General features: G+C 60.7%; 16 protein-coding genes. 1 reads left to right on the forward strand and 15 read right to left on the reverse strand.

Going from position 1 to position 16,855, the window contains the following annotated elements; genetic code table 11:
* Positions 1 to 31: 31 nt before the first annotated feature.
* The 7 genes from NKI97_RS11155 to NKI97_RS11185 all read right to left on the reverse strand — a co-directional run bounded on the left by NKI97_RS11155 (position 32) and on the right by NKI97_RS11185 (position 5,019).
* Complete coding sequence (locus NKI97_RS11155) at positions 32 to 766, reverse strand: sensor histidine kinase (protein WP_352612467.1); 735 nt, start codon at positions 764 to 766, stop codon at positions 32 to 34.
* A gap of 127 nt (positions 767 to 893) precedes the next feature.
* The gene (locus NKI97_RS11160) at positions 894 to 1,289 is read right to left on the reverse strand and encodes a CBS domain-containing protein (protein WP_352449834.1); all 396 of its coding nucleotides are present in this window, start codon (positions 1,287 to 1,289) and stop codon (positions 894 to 896) included.
* A 179-nt stretch (positions 1,290 to 1,468) separates the two neighbouring features.
* Positions 1,469 to 1,990 (reverse strand): carboxymuconolactone decarboxylase family protein, encoded by a 522-nt coding sequence (locus NKI97_RS11165; protein WP_352834063.1) that lies wholly within the window; start codon positions 1,988 to 1,990, stop codon positions 1,469 to 1,471.
* A 266-nt stretch (positions 1,991 to 2,256) separates the two neighbouring features.
* Positions 2,257 to 2,904 (reverse strand): HD domain-containing protein, encoded by a 648-nt coding sequence (locus NKI97_RS11170; RefSeq protein ID WP_352834065.1) that lies wholly within the window; start codon positions 2,902 to 2,904, stop codon positions 2,257 to 2,259.
* A 50-nt stretch (positions 2,905 to 2,954) separates the two neighbouring features.
* Positions 2,955 to 3,356, reverse strand: a complete 402-nt coding sequence (locus NKI97_RS11175; protein ID WP_352449836.1) for a cupin domain-containing protein — start codon at positions 3,354 to 3,356, stop codon at positions 2,955 to 2,957.
* Between the two features lie 46 nt (positions 3,357 to 3,402).
* Entirely contained in the window at positions 3,403 to 4,161 is a 759-nt protein-coding gene (locus NKI97_RS11180; RefSeq protein WP_023674205.1) for an SDR family oxidoreductase, read from the reverse strand.
* Positions 4,162 to 4,227: 66 nt separating this feature from the next.
* A complete protein-coding gene (locus NKI97_RS11185; protein ID WP_352834067.1) occupies positions 4,228 to 5,019 on the reverse strand; it encodes an alpha/beta fold hydrolase in 792 nt (263 codons plus the stop codon).
* Between the two features lie 371 nt (positions 5,020 to 5,390).
* Here NKI97_RS11185 and NKI97_RS11190 point away from each other — a divergent pair, with 371 nt between their 5' ends.
* Positions 5,391 to 5,618 (forward strand): DUF680 domain-containing protein, encoded by a 228-nt coding sequence (locus NKI97_RS11190; protein WP_352612459.1) that lies wholly within the window; start codon positions 5,391 to 5,393, stop codon positions 5,616 to 5,618.
* Between the two features lie 264 nt (positions 5,619 to 5,882).
* Here NKI97_RS11190 and NKI97_RS11195 read toward each other — a convergent pair whose 3' ends face one another.
* From NKI97_RS11195 to NKI97_RS11230, 8 genes are all read right to left on the reverse strand, one after another.
* Positions 5,883 to 6,632 (reverse strand): glucose 1-dehydrogenase, encoded by a 750-nt coding sequence (locus NKI97_RS11195; protein ID WP_352745563.1) that lies wholly within the window; start codon positions 6,630 to 6,632, stop codon positions 5,883 to 5,885.
* A 112-nt stretch (positions 6,633 to 6,744) separates the two neighbouring features.
* Positions 6,745 to 7,107, reverse strand: coding sequence for a hypothetical protein (locus NKI97_RS11200; RefSeq protein ID WP_352745560.1), 363 nt, complete (start codon positions 7,105 to 7,107; stop codon positions 6,745 to 6,747).
* 49 nt (positions 7,108 to 7,156) lie between these two features.
* Positions 7,157 to 8,137: an alpha/beta fold hydrolase gene (locus NKI97_RS11205; RefSeq protein ID WP_502894826.1), complete on the reverse strand. Its 981-nt coding sequence runs from the start codon at positions 8,135 to 8,137 to the stop codon at positions 7,157 to 7,159.
* Positions 8,138 to 8,696: 559 nt separating this feature from the next.
* Positions 8,697 to 9,380, reverse strand: a complete 684-nt coding sequence (locus NKI97_RS11210) for a response regulator transcription factor (protein ID WP_031211078.1) — start codon at positions 9,378 to 9,380, stop codon at positions 8,697 to 8,699.
* Positions 9,370 to 9,759, reverse strand: coding sequence for a response regulator (locus NKI97_RS11215; protein WP_352470617.1), 390 nt, complete (start codon positions 9,757 to 9,759; stop codon positions 9,370 to 9,372). Before NKI97_RS11215 ends, NKI97_RS11210 begins: the two co-directional genes overlap by 11 nt.
* A 2-nt stretch (positions 9,760 to 9,761) precedes the next feature.
* Entirely contained in the window at positions 9,762 to 10,403 is a 642-nt protein-coding gene (locus tag NKI97_RS11220; RefSeq protein WP_352470618.1) for a response regulator transcription factor, read from the reverse strand.
* On the reverse strand, positions 10,400 to 13,264 hold the full coding sequence (locus NKI97_RS11225) for a sensor histidine kinase (protein ID WP_502907097.1): 2,865 nt from the start codon (positions 13,262 to 13,264) through the stop codon (positions 10,400 to 10,402). The genes NKI97_RS11220 and NKI97_RS11225 overlap by 4 nt, the downstream gene beginning before the upstream one ends.
* Before the next feature lie 346 nt (positions 13,265 to 13,610).
* Entirely contained in the window at positions 13,611 to 16,739 is a 3,129-nt protein-coding gene (locus tag NKI97_RS11230) for a PAS domain-containing protein (RefSeq protein WP_352834070.1), read from the reverse strand.
* Positions 16,740 to 16,855 lie beyond the last annotated feature (116 nt).

Here is a 16,855-nt window from a genome sequence, read left to right on the forward strand (position 1 = left end):
CGTTTGTCACCGGAGGCAGATTGGCGGGCCGCTATCGCATCGCAGGCAACCGCAGAGTGACGGTCGTGCCTGCCCCAAGTGTGCTCTGAATATCGATGCTTCCGCCTGATTGCTCGGCAAAGTGCTTCACCATCGGCAAACCGACGCCGCCGAGGCCTTCGCTTTTGGTGGTGAAGAACGGATCGAAGGCGCAGACCATCGTCTCGCTGGTCATCCCGATACCGTTGTCCGCGACGCGGATGTCTACCTGACCGGCGGCAGAGTTCTCAGAGGCCAAGCCGGCATCGATCGAGATGAAACCGCCGTCAGGCATTGCATCGCGCGCGTTGAACAGAAGATTCAGAACCGCATTTTGCAATCCAAAGCGATCGCATCTCACCAAAGGCAGGTCGGATCCAACCCGAAGCTCAAGACCGAAATTGGCATCCAAGGCGCTCCGTACGAGGGTTTCGATCTCAGCCAAGCAAGCACCTACGTTTGTGTATTCGATTTCCGCGTGGCTCTCTCGGGCCAGGCTGATGGTTTGCCGGACAAGGCCACCAGCCCGCTCCAAAGCCGTTTTGGCGCCGGCTATTACAGGCCCGAGCGCCGGAGCCGCTTGGATGCTCGGATCGCGGGCCAGGTGGTTCAACGCCGACGAGGCGACCTGAATGAGATTGCCCAGGTCATGGACGATGCCGGCCGTCGACATTTGCACGGACATACCACTTCCAGGGCCATCGGGCGGGCCGTCGAAGACATCTTCTTTTATGTCCGGACGAAACATTTCGTTCCCCGCTGGCTGAGTCGGCACCTATTGGCTTCAACACGCTATAATTTATGGCTTTTATTTTCCATTATATCTAAGCAGTCGCCGATACATACTTCCGTATATTCAATCGCGAGACGATGCTCTATTGATAGCCGATCCCGCTGATGTAGTTGGCAAGCAGCCGTTCCTGCAGTTCCTCTTGTTTGAAGAGCGCCTTCATCGCGTCACGGATATCGAGGACGCCTAGCGGTTTCGAGTCGGCCCCGAGCACCGGCACATTCTGAAGGCCTTGCGCGGCCATGGTCTGCCAGACTGAATGAAGGTCGTCATCGGGACCACAGGACACGATGGACCTGCTCATCAAAGCCGCAATCGGCGCTTCTGTTGGCCCTGAATTCGCCAGATGGCGGACAAGGTCGGACTTGCTCAGCACGCCTGCCGCCTCCCCACTGCCGTGGCACACCACGACCAGGCCTATTGCGGGCCTGGAAAGTGAGAGTGCCGCACTGCGGAGTGGAGCGTCGACATCGACCACCATGAGACGGGCCGATATTACTGGATGCAGACTGTCAATTCGCATGACGCCCTCCTGAGAGCGCCTCGCGGCCGCGGCCGCGGGGCTGGGATCGGTTCCAGTGTTGGTCGCCGAGCTCGGCGCCTTCGTCCGGTCGGTCAGAATGGCGCGCAAACAAGCGCCATTCTGACCCATTCCAAAGATTAGCTCAGTGCTGCTTTGCTCAGGCCAAACTTCGCATCGCCCGAGCCCGGGACGGGTTTGAAGCCGATGTTCAGACGGTTCCAAGAGTTGACCGCCATGACAACGAAGGTCAGATCGGAGATTTCCTTCTCGGAAAGCTGCGACCTGACCCGATCGTAGATCTCGTCGGGGACACCCTGCTCGGGCAGCTTGGTCAAGACTTCCGTCCATGCCAAGGCTGCGCGCTCGCGAGGAACGAACAAGGTCGAATCCCGCCAGGCTGCCAGGTGGTAAAGGCGCAGTTCGAGCTCGCCATGGATCTTCGCCTGTTTGACGTGCATATCGAGGCAGAAGGTGCACCCGTTCAGCTGCGCGGCTCGGACTGCAACAAGGTCGCGGATTGGCTCTTCGATCGACCCCTCTCGCGTCGCACCAAGAAATTCAATAAATTTCTTCAGAAGTTCCGGCGACTGCTCGGCATAACTCGCGCGTTGGGCGACGGCTTTTCCTTTCGGAGCGACCGGTGGCGCTGCAATATTCATTACTTATCTCCTTGAGGTGTTTGCAATCCATTGCAGCGTAAGGATGACCGGTGAGACGAACTGTTGCTATCGTGCCGATGATATGTATTGCCACTCGATTAGGTTGGGGCGCCTAAACCGAAGTATAGGAGGTGGAAATTGGCACCTGACCGCTGCCCCCGGCAATTCGCTTTGGCGCAGGCATGCGACGGGCGCACAGCGTTTGGGTCACTTGAAGGGCGAGGCTGAACCGACCGGTGTCGATAGAACCTGGATCGAAACTGCGTTCACTCTTCGAAGGGAGCGTTCATCACAAGATCAACTGCCGAAGTCGCCTTGTAGCCTGAAACAAAGCGCTCGCCGAAGTCCCGGGCAAAGTTGTCGTAGGTGGTTTCCGGCCTGACCTCGGCGATATGGCAAAAGCATCGCGTCATCCGTCGCTTCATTTGGAGGCGTGGAAACTCACCGATGATCTTTGCAATCTCGGCTGACGAAACGAGGCTGTATTGCAAGCCGACGACATCGAGACAGATGCCGGCTGTGCACAGCGCCACCTCAGCCTCCTTGTAGAGGCCGATTGACGGCGTCGAGTTGAGGGCGACGCTGTCCCAGATCAATTGGGCGCGCCGCTCGTCGAAGCCGCCTTCCCGAACGAAGGCGCGGGCGAGATCGGCGCCTTCCACTTCGAAACGGCGCGGCCCGGCGAAGTCCTCATTGAGCGTGACGTCATGCAACAGGGTTGCAACCGCAACAACCTCCGCGTCGTGCTGGATATTCTGAATCTGTCCGATCCGGGCCGCGAAAAGCCAGGATCGGACCACGTGGTTGAACAGGTAGGGTTCACATCGAGCGCGGGCATGTTCGATCGCTCGGCCAACAAGCGGAGTATCGGGGACCAAAATCCCCGCAAGTGTGCGGATGGCGATCGAATTCATGTCACTGACCGTCCCTTCGCGTACGCCCCGATGGTCCCGGGGCTACGATTTCATTTAGCGTTCGTCGTCAGTTCCGTCTCGCTGGTGTCGACGACGAAAATAGCAAGCAGACGAGCGCCTTCCGTCTTGCTGGCGTTTTCGCTGACGGCATGACGGTCGCCAGGGAATTCCGAGAAACTCTCGCCGGCGCGATAAGTCTTCACCGGCCCGTCGTTGACCTGGCTTCGGATCGCCCCCTCCAGGACCGTGGCATAGATGAACGCGGATTTGGGATGGGTATGAGCCGGCGACGTACCCCCAGGCGCGTACTCGACGAGCACGGCTTTCATGCTCTTGCCGGGCACGTTTGGCAGAGCCTGGTCGTAGACAAGCTTCACGCTGGCGGCGTCATTGGCCATTGCTGCGGTGACGGAAGCGGAGGTGAGCGCGGCGCAGAGAAGTGTTTTGATCATGTCTGGTCTCCTTGTTGTGCGAATGGCGGGCCTATCCGATGATTACTTACTTCGGTGGTGTGTATCGGCTGAGCCAATCATCGAAACGCACGGCGCCGATGCGCGCGTTCTCGCCGGGCACCAGCGTTCGATCGTCGATTGCCACTTGGCCGTAGTAGAGCGCGCCGGGATCCGGGACGACTTTGCGCGGGTCGTTGGTGGCCTTCAGGAAGCGCTCGACAAGTTCGCTCATGCGAACACGCTCCGGGCCGGCAATTTCGATCATGCCATTCAACGGCGCGGCAAGCGCGACGTCCGCCATCGCATCGGCAACATTATCAGCCGCCATGGGTTGGAAGTAGGCCGGCGACATATGAATGGTATCCCCGACGGCGCCCGTGTTTGCGATGGCGGCGGTGAATTCGAAGAATTGAGTGGCGTGAACGATGGTGTAAGGAATTCCGGACTCCCTGATCAGCTTTTCCTGAAGCAACTTGCCGCGGAAATAGCCCATGCCCTGCAGCCGGTCGGTACCGACGACCGACAGCGCCACGTGATGACGGACGCCGGCGGCCGTTTCGGCAGCAAAAAGATTACGCCCGGATGCCTCGAAGAACTCCAGGGCAGCCTTTTCCTCGAACGACGGCGAGTTCGCGAGGTCGACGACGACCTGCGCACCGGCAAGCGCGGCCGCCAGACCCTCTCCCGTAACGGTGTTGACGCCCGAATTCGGCGACGCCGCAAGCACGTCGTGTCCTTTGTTTCGCAGTCTCTCCACGGTCTTTGAACCGATCAGCCCGGTTCCGCCGATGACGACGATCTTCATGTCTAGTCTCCTGGTGTTGCGTGTCTATTTTCGTTGCTAGATCGGATGCTGGGCGTTTCCGGCCTGCTACTGACTGACCGATGCAGCAGCATCCTCGATGAGTGACGTGACCTCGTCGGGATGCGAAACCATGAGCGCATGGGACGCACCCTCGATGACGACGGTCTTTACCGCGTGCGCACGCTTGGCCATGAAGCTCATGACGGCTGCCGGGATGTTGCGGTCATCCGAGCCGTAGATCATGTAGGACGGCAGCGTCTTCCATGAGGCGACGCCCGAGGCTTCAGCCAGAGCCGCCTGCGCAACAGGGCGTTGAGTGGCAGCCATCAGCAAAGTCTGCTCTTGCGGAACGTCGGCGGCGAACTGGGCGCGGAACTTGGCCGGCTCGATGAAGAGGTCTTGTCCGCCGTCCGGCAACGCGACGGGAGCAAGCGCGCCCCCCAAGGTGCTGCCGGGAAACATGCTGGACAACGTAAGGCTCGATTCGCCGGTATCCGGCGCGAAACCCGCCACGTAGACCAATGCCTTCACATTGCGATTGCCATTGGCGGCCTCGGTGATGACAGGCCCGCCGTAGGAATGCCCCACCAGCACGACCGGCCCGGAAACCGACCGGATGATGGCTGAGACTGCTTTCGCATCGCTGGCAACGCCGCGGAGCGGATTAGCCGCGGCTATCGCTACATAACCGTCTTTGCTGAGCTTGGTGATGACTGCATCCCAGCTCGACGATTCCGCGAAGGCGCCGTGCACCAGTACGATCGTCGGCTTGGGCTGAGAATTCGCGGCCTGCGCCATCCCGCCGCCCGACGCGGCAAGCGCTGCGGTGAGGGCCAGGACTCGAGTTATGTTTCGCATTTGCTTTCTCCCGTGTGGCCTGTGGTGACCAATGCTCAGGAGCATGCGCCGACGCGGCCCGCCAACCTATTGTGCGGAAGGGTCTGTCATACAATGCCAAGGTGCAGGGTAGGTCACCAAGGAGATCAGGTGCCCTGCAGCATGATTGAGGTATCTATGCGGGGTGTGCATTGTCGGCGGTCGCCGGAACAGACACTGAGGGCGCGCCGCAAAGCCTCCTCTCGTCAACGACATAGTCCCTGGCCTTCGGCCTGAATCGCCCAATGCCTTCGTATGGATCAAACAGCCGGACCGTCTGATCGTGTCGCTGCGTCACGACATTTATATTTGTATGGGTGAATATCATCCAAGCCATCAATGGAGTTACTGAAATGAAAATGACAGTCCTTGCTGTCGCCGTGCTTGTTATTACAGCAGGAAGCGCCACTGCCGGAAGCGACCACTATGGATCAAACGGATCCCAGCAGCCTGCGACTGCGTCTTACAACATGTATACATCCTCGATCAAAAAAATGAACAATGATATCGGGGTGCCGAAAACCGTACGCAAGCCGACTGTTCCCAACGATGAATATGGCCAGGGCATCTGGGGTCACTGATCCCGACCTACAGAAAAATTTGAAGGACCGGGGCGTGACCTCGGTCCATCCGCCGTATCGGCGAGCCGGCTTCTCTCTTGCGCGTCGATCCCTGCAATGCGACTTGCCATTTACGTGGCTCAATTTGCACCACGTCGACAAAACGTCTCGCCTCCGACCTATTTGGCGGGATTCGTGCGGCAGCTTCCCGGAAAATCGTCGTGAGGAAGACCGATTGTTCCGGCGTTATTCGCCAGTCTATTGGCGCGACATCGCAGTCGTGGCTCAGAGCACTGCCATCCCGCCGTCGACCCGCAGATTGATGCCCGTGACGAAACTGCTCGCGTCCGAGGCAAGGAACAGAGCAGCTTTTGCCAGCTCTTCCGGCTGCCCCATCCGGCCCAGGGGTATTGCCTCCGCCATCGCCTTTTCAAACAGCCCGCGCTGCTCAAACGGTACGCCTAGCTTATCGAGAATAGCCGTATCCACCGGACCTGGGCTGAGCACGTTGACCCGGATGCCGCGAGACTTCAGTTCGATCGCCCAAGCGCGCGCAAAGGCATTTATGGCCGCCTTCGAGCCCGCGTAAACAGCATGACCGTCCAGAACCTTCTCGCTGGCCAGCGAGCCTGTGAGGATGATTGCGCCGCCATTCCGCATGACCGGAATCAGCTTCTGGACGCCGAAGAAGACGCCTCGCGTGTTGACGGCAAATTGCGCATCATATTCTGCCTCGGAGACGTCGGCCGAGTGCGTGATGGTGTTTATGCCGGCGTTCGCCATATAGATGTCGAGCGCCCCGAACCTCTGGCGGATCTGTTGCGCTACCTCGTCATGGTGCGACACGTCGGCCACATTTCCCTGAATGCCCAGCGCGCCTGCCCCGATCTGTGCGACCGCTTCCTCGACCGCCTGCCGCCGGCGGCCGGTAATGACGACTTGCGCGCCCTCGGCCGCAAAGATTTTTGCAGCCGATAGTCCGATCCCGCTGTTTCCGCCGGTGACCACCGCGATCTTGCCCGAGAGTGCGCCCATTTCGTTCCTGCCTTCGAAAAATAGTGCCGGTGCTGCTGCGATAGTCGCAACTGCTGGCCAAGAAATTTCACGCCGAATTGAGACCGCCAACATGAGCGGCAATCGCAAACGGCTACCGATTGATAAACTCCCGGTGCTTAGCCAGTTTGACGTCTTGGAGAGCGCTTTGGCCTTCAAGGCAGAACAAGCGCGCGGCGGCGACCCCCGACAGCGCGACGTAGTGTCGAACGCCGGCGATCGCCTCCGCGCTGCACAGGCGCAGTTGCCCGAATGGCAGCCCTATCGCAGCATATGTTTCGCGCCTTTGCCAGCGCTCTAACTCGATGGCGCAGTGGTTCGGTTCCACAATCCGGGACATGAGCCGACAGAACCGGCATTCAGGCCACCGCTCGGCTATGCGAGCGCACAAGGTTTGACCTGGCGCGCCACCCGAAATGCGGTTCAGGGCGCGCGAAATATTGCCAAAGGTGGTCATCGGCGGCTCCAAGGATTGCGGAGAACATGCGGTCGTGACTGAGGGTGTGCTATCCTTTGATGAAGGCGAGCAGGTCAGCATTGACCTGATCTTGGTGCGTGGCCGTGATCCCGTGGGGCGCGCCGGGGTAATAGATATCCTTTGCGCCTTTGATCAATCGGGCCGACTTGACTGCCGAGTCCTTGACGGGGACGATCTGATCGTCTTCGCCATGCAGGACGAGGGTTGGTACGTCGAACTTCTTGAGGTCCTCGGTAAAATCGGTCTCGGAGAACGCCTTGACGCTTTCGTACGCGTTCACGAGACCCGCCTGCATGCTCCAGAGCCAGAACTGATCCAGAGTCCCCTGGGAAACCTTGGCGCCCGGCCTGTTCGCGCCATAAAACAACGGTGCGAGGTCCCGGTAGTACTGCGAACGATCCTTGACGAGGCCAGCCCTTATGCCGTCGAATACCTCGATCGGCAGACCTTCCGGATTGGCCGGCGTTTTCACCATGATCGGCGGAACAGCGGCGATAAGAACAGCCTTGGCCACCCGCTTCGTCCCGTGCCGTCCGATATAGCGAGCAACCTCGCCTCCTCCGGTGGAATGGCCGACCAGCGTGGCGTCCCGGAGATCCAGCGCCTCGATCACGGCTGCAAGATCGTCCGCATAGCCGTTCATGTCGTTGCCGGACGTGGCCTGGCTCGATCGGCCATGGCCGCGCCGGTCATGCGCAACGACGCGAAAGCCGTTATGGGCAAGAAAGAGCATCTGGCCGTCCCAGGCGTCGGAATTCAGCGGCCAGCCGTGCGAGAACGTGACGACAGGACCCTTGCCCCAATCCTTGTAGTAGATTTCGGTGCCATCCTTGGTCGTGATGGTGCTCATCGTCTTGGTTCCTTTGATTGAGGGGGAAGAGGGAAGGTTTTGTTTTCGGCTCGTTGCCGAAGCAGCGCGGGGCAGTCCGGCGGCAACCGTAGAGATCAGGCCTGCCAACAAGACATCGCGGCGAGATCCGCCGACGGAGAAAAGTCCGTCTTTGTTCATCATGTCCATCCATGTGCTTTGAATATCCTGCTCACCATCACGACCGTCGAGTCGGCCTGTGCGGTCGCGTTCGGGGAGGAGCGAGCGAGGAGCGGTAGAAACGCGACGGTCGTGATGGCTTGCGAGGAACAGGATGCATCGATCCGGGCCGCGAACCTATTCTACGGAAGCATCTGTCATACGATGCCAAAGTGCAGGGCAGGCACGCCCAAGATAGGGCCGGGCTGAGGCAAGCTCTTATAGACACACGTCAATTTAGGCTTGGGTAGCGGCGCGGGGGCCGACGCGGCATGGCCGGCGTCAGTTGCTGTTGCATGAAATGTTGCGACTTTGTCGGTCAGACTGGCGCCGCCAAAAGGGCGCCGCTCAGTGGTAACCGATGTTTGGCGCGGCCTTGCCGCGAAACACCAACAGGACCACCGATGTACATCGGGATCACCCGCAGCAGCACGAGCGTACCAACAGGCAGGAGGCCTGGGCGCGCTGAGAAAGCACCTGAAATGGCCGGGCGCGCCGGGCGATCCTATTGGATGGGGCATGGATCGGCTTGTGCCAAATTCTAGACCTCGCGCATCGGCGCGGGCAGCGTTTCCCACGCCCGGATCAGCTCACCGATGGAAGCGGCTTCCATCTTTCGCATGACATTGCCGCGGTGAAGCTTGACCGTCACTTCACTGATGCCGAGGTCGAAGGCGATCTGCTTGTTGAGGCGTCCGCGCGCCACTTCACGCAGGACCTCGCGCTCGCGCGGCGTCAGCGTCTCGACGCGCTCGATGTTGCGCTTGACGATCACGGCATCCGCCCGCCGCTTGGCATCCACCGCAATGCCGGCGATCACAGCGTCAAGCAGCGTCTGATCCCGCACCGGTTTGGTGAGAAAGTCCACGGCGCCGGCCTTCATCGCCTGGACAGTCATCGGGATGTCGCCATGCCCGGTCAGGAAGATAATGGGTTTGGGGTTGCCGTTTTTCGCAAGATGGTGCTGCAGATCGAGACCGCTCGTCCCCGGCATGCGCACGTCGAGGATCAAGCAGCCGGGGCTCTCCAACACGTCGGCGTCAAGCAATTCACGGGTTGAGGTAAAGCACACCGGCAGGAAACCCGCCGACAGGATCAATTCAGACAGCGCCTCCCGAACAGAGGCATCATCATCGACAATAATGACCAGCGGCTGCTCGGCTTCAGCCCTTCGCTGCTGTGATGACGGCGTCGATCTCGGTAAGGGCAATTGGTCAACTCTCATGTTTAGCCTCCGTTTCTGGGTTGCGCAAAGCGTCGCCGATCGCCGCAAGCAGTGCCTGGCCATCGAACGGCTTGCGGAAAAGCCTGCCAATGCCCTTGGCGCGGTGCTGATCCACTATCTCGTGGCGGCCTGTGATCAGGAACACAGGCAGATCCGGACGCGCCTTCTTGACCAAGTCGCGAAGTTCAAAGCCGTCCATGCCGGGCATCCCGATGTCGGTGATAAGCATGTCCAATCCAGACAGGCCGCTGACCAGCAACGACCCTGCCGACGAGAAGCTGCGGGCCACATAGCCGGCGGACTCCAGAAGGTCCTCCAGCGACTCGAGCAGTCTTGGGTCATCGTCGACAATCGCCACGACAGGCCTCCGCTTGCTCACCCTCAGTTCCCCCCTGCCCGGCGCGAGTGCGTGATCGGTATTCCCAATCGCTCGGCGATGCGAACGAGGTCGGCGAGCGACGCCGCGACCATCTTCTGCATGACGTTCCTTCTATGAATTTCCAGCGTAACTTCGCTGATCCCCAGTTCAGCGGCGGCCTGCTTGTTGAGCAGGCCGCTGACCACCAGCGGCAGCACCTCACGTTCGCGCGGCGTCAGCTCGAGATAACGTTGCTTCAACACGCCCAGCTCGGCGCGCTCCGATCGCTGTACCCGATCCTGGGCAATCGCCGCATGGATTGCGGCCATGAGGTCTGCATCGCTGAAGGGCTTAGTCAGGAAATCCACGGCGCCGTGCTTGATCGCACGCACCGAGGACGGGATATCGCCATGTCCCGTTAGGAAAACGATCGGCGGATGATCGCCCTCGGCAATCTGCCGCTGCAGATCGAGGCCGTTAATATCCGGCAACTCGATATCGAGGATGAGGCAGGCAGGGACGTCCGGCTTGTCAGCGCGGATATAATCGCCCGCCGATCCGAACGCTACGGCACACATGCCGTGTGCAGCCAGCAGCTCACTGAGCGCCTCCCGGATTCGTTCATCGTCATCTACGATGAAGACAATTTGGCCGTCCGTCGTCATGACGCCGCTTTCGCTTCAATCGGCAACGTGAAGATAAACGTCGCTCCACGTGGTTCGTTCTTCTCGACCCATAAACGCCCGCTGTGCGACTCGATGATCGAACGGCAGATCGCCAGTCCCATGCCCATCCCTTGCTCTTTCGTGGTAAAGAACGGTTCGAATATCCGGTCGGGAAACTCGACGCCCCGGCCGCGATCTCTGACTTCGGTCTGGACAACATCCCCGATATGGCGCACGCGGATGCTGATAACTCCGTCATCCGCACCAGAGTCCATCGCCTCCATGCCGTTGCGGATGAGATTGACCAGAACCTGCTGGATTTGGACGCGATCGAACGCGACTAGCGGACTATCGCTTCCGACATCAACGCTGGTGCGAACGCCCCGCCGCATCGCTTCCTCGGCCACGAGGTCGCGTGCCTCTGCGATGACACTGCTGAGCGTCGCATTGGTCCTCGTCTCGGTGGATTGCTTGAACAGCGCGCGGATGCGGCTGACGACGTCCGCCGCCGAATTGGCGTCCCGGATTATGCGCTCGGCCGTAATCTTCGCGCGTTCGACGTTCGGAGGGGCGGCGGACAGCCAACGGTGGCATGCATGGGAATTGGCGACGATCGCGGCCAGCGGCTGATTCACCTCGTGCGCGATCGAAGCGGAAAGCTCGGCGAGACTTGCAGCCTGAGTGGCTTGCGCGAGTTTGTCGGAGGCTTGTCGCAGCGCTTCCTGGGCGCGCACCTCTTCGTCGATGTCGAGGGAAACCCCGTACCATTGCACAACCGCCCCGTCTTCATCACGCCGCGGCTCCACCCTGCACTCCGCCCAGCGATAGCCATCTGTTTCGCGCCAGCGAAACCGCATCGCGGAACCGCCGCCTGTTTCGAAACAGCTCAGCAACGTGCGCAGCACCTCGGGAGCATCTTCGGGATGAACCAGTTCTTGCAGCAATTCCTCGATGCGCGGCTCTCCGAGTGTTTCGAAATTGGCGATGACGGCGCGGAAATGGTCCTGGTATCGCTTGTTGAAATAGACCGGCCCGCCGGTCGGCACCGCGCTCCAAATGCGGACCGGCACAGCGTCGATCATCTGCTGAAGCTGCAATTCGCTCCGCCGCAGGGCCTCTTCGGCTTGCATCTGATCGTCTATGTCGTGACAGAGGCCGTACCACTGCGCGATCAGGCCAGCGTGATCGCGCATCGGCTCCGCCCGGCTCGACATCCAGTGATAGATGCCATCGGCGCGGCGCAAGCGATACCTCATGGAGAAGCGCTCACCGGTGGCGAGGCAGTGACTGAGCGTATCGCCGAATGCTGCTGCGTCGTCCGGATGGACGATGGCCGCTATCATCGCCGCCAGCCGGCTGATGCCCTGTTTGTCCAAATCCGTTACGTCAAGGCCGAGAAAGTCGACCATTCGCTTGTTGAAAAAGGTCGGCTCGCCGTCCGGCGTCAGGCGCCAAACGTGGCTCGGAACCATGTCGACAAGCTGCGAGAGCTCCCGCTCCCGGTCGCGCAATGCCTCCTGCGCGCGCACCTCATCGTCGATGTCGATGCTGGCCGTGTACCATTGCACGATCGTCCCACTCTGGTTCCGCAGCGGCTCGGCGCGGCCCTCCCTCCAGCGGTACACGCCGTCCGCGCGACGCAGGCGATACCTTATGGGATAGGGTTCGCCGGTGGCGAGCGAGCGGCTGAGCCATTCTCTCATCCTGGGTCCATCGTCGGGATGGACGGCTGCCGCGACCACGGTCGCCAGGCGGCTCGTGCCCGGCTCGTCCCAGTCCGCGATGTCGTCGAGGCCGATATAGTCTGTCGTGCGCTTGCTGAAGAAGGTTGGTTCGCCGTTGGGCGCCATGCGGGCGATGTGAGCGGGGATCATTTCGACCAGCAACGAGAGTTCTCGCTCCCGCTCCCGCAAGGTCTCCACACTTTGGCGCAAAGTGAGCACCGCCGCCTGATGCTGCCTGGAAATGGCGGCCACGACGAGCGCCGAAAATGCAGAGATGGCCAGAAAAAGCTGCAGCATGATCTGGTTGTGCTTCTGGGACTCGGGATCGCCGGCAAATTGGCTGGCGCCGGATATCGTGAATACCGCCGTGATCAGAGCGAGGACGGTCAATGCTACGGCGGCGCCTCGGAACTCAAAGCGCACCGCGGCCCAAAGAAGAGGCGGCATGATGATGTAGGCGAAGGGCAGATAGCCGCTCAAGGAAAGGGCGGCGATACCAAGAAAGATCAGCCCCAGGACGCAAGCTTCCATCCACCGCGCCGCCGAGAGCTGCGCCTTGCCGCGCCAGTTCTGGAACACGACCAGCGCCAGTGGCGCTACGATCAGGACTCCCGTCGCGTCTCCGATCCACCACAGCGGCCAAGCCGTCGCAAAGGTTTGCGATTGTATGCCAAACCACGAAAGCGCCGCACTTCCCACCGTCGCGCTTGCAACTGGCGCAACTCCGGCGGCCAGTGCGACGAATGCGAGAACGTCCCGCAACGTTTCCAGCCGAACTGGGCGCTGGCAGGTCTGGTTCACAAGCCATGCGCCGGCCACCGCTTCAAGAGCGTTGCCGGCAAAGATCAGGAAGGCCGCGGGCAGCGGAGTGTGGAACCACAAGAAGTTGCTGAACAGTTCTGCCACACAGGCCCCCAGCACCCACCACGGCCAGCTATACCTGGAGGCGAAGACAAGCGTAGCGATGAAAAGCCCGCTCGGAGGCCAAATGGAAATCCCTGTTCCAGGTATGATTGCGAGCGACTGGGCGAAGCCGCAGCCCAGGACATAGGCCGTAATAAAAAGCCCCAGATGCAAGAGTTGGGGACGGTGCGACCAGACGCGCGACAACCTGCCTCTTTCAAGATCGCTGATCATGTTGCCGCGAATCAGGCCCGGTTCATTCGTCGCGAAAGGTCGGCCGCTTCCCGGTCCGGATCGGTCCAAGTCATGCGTTAACGCGAGCGTTGCGCTGGAATCGGTCTCGCCAAGTGAGTTGGGCGCTATCGTCATCGGGTGCCCCTAACGGACAAACAAACTCTGGAGATTGTCGGCGCTTCGTGTAGCACTTGCTCTTGATAGCTGGACTGGGCTGACGGACTCACGTCGCCACCCTAATCCCGCCACGCCCCAACCGCACCTCATGGAAATCCATGCATTGCACGGGGCGGCGGCGCCCCTTCACCGAGAGCCGAAAAACCAAGCGCTTACTGAGCGCCGCCAGTTATTGCGCAGCTTTCGCTTCAACCGGGAGGGTGAAGATGAATATCGCCCCACGCGGCACGCTATTCTCCGCCCAAAGGCGTCCGCCGTGAGACTCGATGATCGAACGGGAGATCGCGAGCCCCATGCCCATTCCGTTCCCTTTCGTTGTAAAGAACGGCTCGAATATCTTGTTGGGACGTTCGATACCCGGGCCTCGGTCGCTGACCTCGGTCTGGATCGTGTCCTCTATCCGGCGCACGCGCATTCCGAGAACCTTGTCGCCCGCCGTGGTGTCCATCGCCTCCATGCCGTTGCGAATGAGGTTGACCAGGACCTGCTGGATCTGGACGCGATCGAACGCAACCAGCGGAAGGTCGCTTTCGACGTCGATGTCCATGCGAACGCGACGCCGCATGGCTTCCTCGGCCATAAGGTCACGTGCTTCGGCAACGACGCTGGGGATCGGCGTGCTGGTTCTCATTTCAAGCGAAGGTCTGAACAAGGCACGGATGCGGCTGGCGACATCCGCCGCCGAGTTGGCATCGCGGATGATACGCTCGGCCGTGATCTTCGCGCGCTCGACGTTCGGGGGCTCGGCGGACAGCCAACGGTGGCATGCGTTGGAGTTGGCGACGATGGCGGCCAGCGGCTGGTTCACCTCATGAGCGATGGATGCGGAGAGTTCGGCAAGGCTCGCCGCCTGGCTCGCACGCGCAAGTCTCTCTTGTGCCAGCCGAAGCTCCTCTTGTGTCCGCACCTCATTTTCGATGTCGAGGCAGATAACGTTCCACTGCACTATGGCGCCTTCAGCGTTGCGCATCGGCGCGGCGCGCGTCTCGACCCAGCGATATTCACCATCGAAGCGCCGCAGACGGTGCCGTCGCGCATACGGCTCGCCTGTGGACAGACAATCGGCATATCTCTCTTTGACACCTGTCAGGTCGTCGGGATGAACACCGGCGTCGAGTGTGCCAGCCAGCCGGGACTTTCCCGCTTCGTCCAATTCCTCAAGATTGTATCCGAGGAATTCGCGGAGCTGCTGGCTTCGATATATCGGTTCGCCATCCGGCGCGGCGCAATCGATCATTGCCGGCAGTGTTTCAACGAGCTGCCAGAGAGCCCGTTCTCTCTCGCGCAGCGCCTCTTCGACGCGCAGCTGATCGTCGATGTCGTGCGTAAGGCCGTACCATTGGACGATGCGTCCACCCTGGTCCCGCAGCGGCTCCGCGCGGCCCTCCATCCAACGATAAACGCCATCGGCACGGCGCAGGCGATACTTCATGAAGAAGCGCTCGCCGGTGGCAAAGCAGCTGTCGAGTGCTTCCTTCAGGCTGGCTGCATCGTCGGGATGGACGACGGTGGCAATGAAGGCCGTCAGCAGGCTCGTGTCCGGCTTTTCCGCGTCCGCTATGTCCAGGCCGAGAAAATCTATCAGGCGCTTGTTGAAGAAGGTCGGCTCACCGTTGGGAGACAGCCGCCAGAGGTAGCTCGGAACCATGTTGACGAGTTGCGAGAGCTCTCGTTCCCGGTCGTGCAACGCGGCTTGCGTGGTCACCAGGTCATGGATGTCGACGCTCACGCCGTACCATTGGAGAATGCTGCCATCTTCGTCGCGCAGCGGCTCGGCGCGAGTCTCCGTCCAGCGATAGCCGCCGTCGGCCCGCCTCTGGCGATATCTCTGAACGTAAGGCACGCCCGTCGCGAATGAGTGGCGGATCGCCTGCCGTGCGGTGTCGATATCGTCTGGATGGATCACGCTCAGCGACGGCGAGCCGTCCGGGGCGGTGATGTCGTGGAGCGTGGCCCCGGTTAAATCGGTGAACCGTTTGTTGACGTAGGAAGGCGTCCCTTCCCGTGTCGTACTCCAGATCAAAGCGGGCACGGTGTCGATCAGCTGCTGAAGGCGCCGCTCACTTTTGCGCAACGCCGCCTGCGCGCGCACCTCATCGTCTATGTCGAGAGAAACCCCGTACCACTGCACGACCGTTCCGTCGTCATCGCGTCGCGGCTCGACCCTACACTCAGCCCAGCGATAGGTGCCGTCTTTTTCGCGCCAGCGAAACCGCATCGCGGAGCCGCCGCCAGTTTCGAAACAGGTCAACAACGTGCGCTGCACCTCGGGCGCATCTTCGGGATGAATCACCTCGTGCAGCAACGTTTCGATGCCCGGCTCGCCGAGCATATCAAAGTTCGCGATAACGGAGCGGAAATGGTCCTGGTATCGCTTGTTGAAGTAGACCGGCCCGCCGGTCGGCATCACACTCCAGATGCGGACCGGCACCGCGTCGATCATGTGCTGAAGTTGCTGCTCGCTCTGCCGCAACGCCGCTTCGGCGTGCATCTGATCGTCTATGTCGTGACAGAGGCCGTACCACTGGACGATGCGGCCAGCGTCATCGCGCATCGGCTCCGCCCGGCTCGACATCCAGCGATAGACGCCATCGGCACGGCGCAGGCGATAGCGCATCGCGAAGCTCGCACCGGTAGCGAAGCACCAACGGAGTGCATCGCCGAATGCTGCCGCGTCGTCCGGATGAACGGCGGCCTGTATCATCACCGCCAGCCGGCTCATGCCCGGTCGGTCCAGATCCGCTACATCGAGGCCGAGAAAGTCGACCATGCGCCCATTGAAGAAGATCGGCTCGCCGTCGGGACCGAGCCGCCAGATGTGACTCGGGACCATGTCCACGAGCTGCGAGAGTTCCCGCTCCCGGTCACGTAATGCTGACTCGGCCCGCTTCTGGTCCTCAATGTCTATTGTCGTGCCGTACCATTGAACGATGCGCCCCTGGCTATCGCGAAATGGTCGTCCTGAGCTTCGAAACCAGCGATAGACGCCATCGGCGCGCCGCAGACGATGCTCGGTATCATAGGGATCGCCGGTTTCGAGGCAATGCCGCCATCTGGCGGCTACAGGATCATAATCGTCGGGATGGACGGCTCGACGCCAGCCGAAATCATCGTCGTCTTCGGAAGTGTTGAGATCCTCATGCATGTTGCCGAGGAACGCCAGCGTGTTTGGGCTGACATAGGTGAATCTTCCGGCGGCATCGGCTGCCCACGCGTGGCCGGGCATGCTCTCGATGATTTGCAGCGCAAGCGTTGCTTCGGGGTCGATTTCGCCAAGTGAGTTGGACGCTGCTGTCATTGGCTTCTCCTGTCGGACAAAAAAGCCTGGGGACGGTCAGCGCTTGATATAGCACTTGTTTTCAATATCTGGACAGGCGAACTCACTGCCTAAATCTAGTTCCGCCATGCCTCGGC

It is taken from the genome of Mesorhizobium sp. M0296, from assembly GCF_040321675.1.
Classification (GTDB): Bacteria; Pseudomonadota; Alphaproteobacteria; order Rhizobiales; family Rhizobiaceae; genus Mesorhizobium.

What these genes read in the sequence shown, in the direction of transcription:
- NKI97_RS11170 (WP_352834065.1), bottom strand. Translation starts at nt 2,904, where the DNA reads ATGAATTCGATCGCCATCCGCACACTTGCGGGGATTTTGGTCCCCGAT.
- NKI97_RS11210 (WP_031211078.1), bottom strand. Translation starts at nt 9,380, where the DNA reads ATGAGAGTTGACCAATTGCCCTTACCGAGATCGACGCCGTCATCACAG.
- NKI97_RS11205 (WP_502894826.1), bottom strand. Translation starts at nt 8,137, where the DNA reads ATGAACAAAGACGGACTTTTCTCCGTCGGCGGATCTCGCCGCGATGTC.
- NKI97_RS11155 (WP_352612467.1), bottom strand. Translation starts at nt 766, where the DNA reads ATGTTTCGTCCGGACATAAAAGAAGATGTCTTCGACGGCCCGCCCGAT.
- NKI97_RS11200 (WP_352745560.1), bottom strand. Translation starts at nt 7,107, where the DNA reads ATGACCACCTTTGGCAATATTTCGCGCGCCCTGAACCGCATTTCGGGT.
- NKI97_RS11195 (WP_352745563.1), bottom strand. Translation starts at nt 6,632, where the DNA reads ATGGGCGCACTCTCGGGCAAGATCGCGGTGGTCACCGGCGGAAACAGC.
- NKI97_RS11230 (WP_352834070.1), bottom strand. Translation starts at nt 16,739, where the DNA reads ATGACAGCAGCGTCCAACTCACTTGGCGAAATCGACCCCGAAGCAACG.
- NKI97_RS11175 (WP_352449836.1), bottom strand. Translation starts at nt 3,356, where the DNA reads ATGATCAAAACACTTCTCTGCGCCGCGCTCACCTCCGCTTCCGTCACC.
- NKI97_RS11190 (WP_352612459.1), top strand. Translation starts at nt 5,391, where the DNA reads ATGAAAATGACAGTCCTTGCTGTCGCCGTGCTTGTTATTACAGCAGGA.
- NKI97_RS11165 (WP_352834063.1), bottom strand. Translation starts at nt 1,990, where the DNA reads ATGAATATTGCAGCGCCACCGGTCGCTCCGAAAGGAAAAGCCGTCGCC.
- NKI97_RS11160 (WP_352449834.1), bottom strand. Translation starts at nt 1,289, where the DNA reads ATGGTGGTCGATGTCGACGCTCCACTCCGCAGTGCGGCACTCTCACTT.
- NKI97_RS11180 (WP_023674205.1), bottom strand. Translation starts at nt 4,161, where the DNA reads ATGAAGATCGTCGTCATCGGCGGAACCGGGCTGATCGGTTCAAAGACC.
- NKI97_RS11185 (WP_352834067.1), bottom strand. Translation starts at nt 5,019, where the DNA reads ATGCGAAACATAACTCGAGTCCTGGCCCTCACCGCAGCGCTTGCCGCG.
- NKI97_RS11225 (WP_502907097.1), bottom strand. Translation starts at nt 13,264, where the DNA reads ATGATCAGCGATCTTGAAAGAGGCAGGTTGTCGCGCGTCTGGTCGCAC.
- NKI97_RS11220 (WP_352470618.1), bottom strand. Translation starts at nt 10,403, where the DNA reads ATGACGACGGACGGCCAAATTGTCTTCATCGTAGATGACGATGAACGA.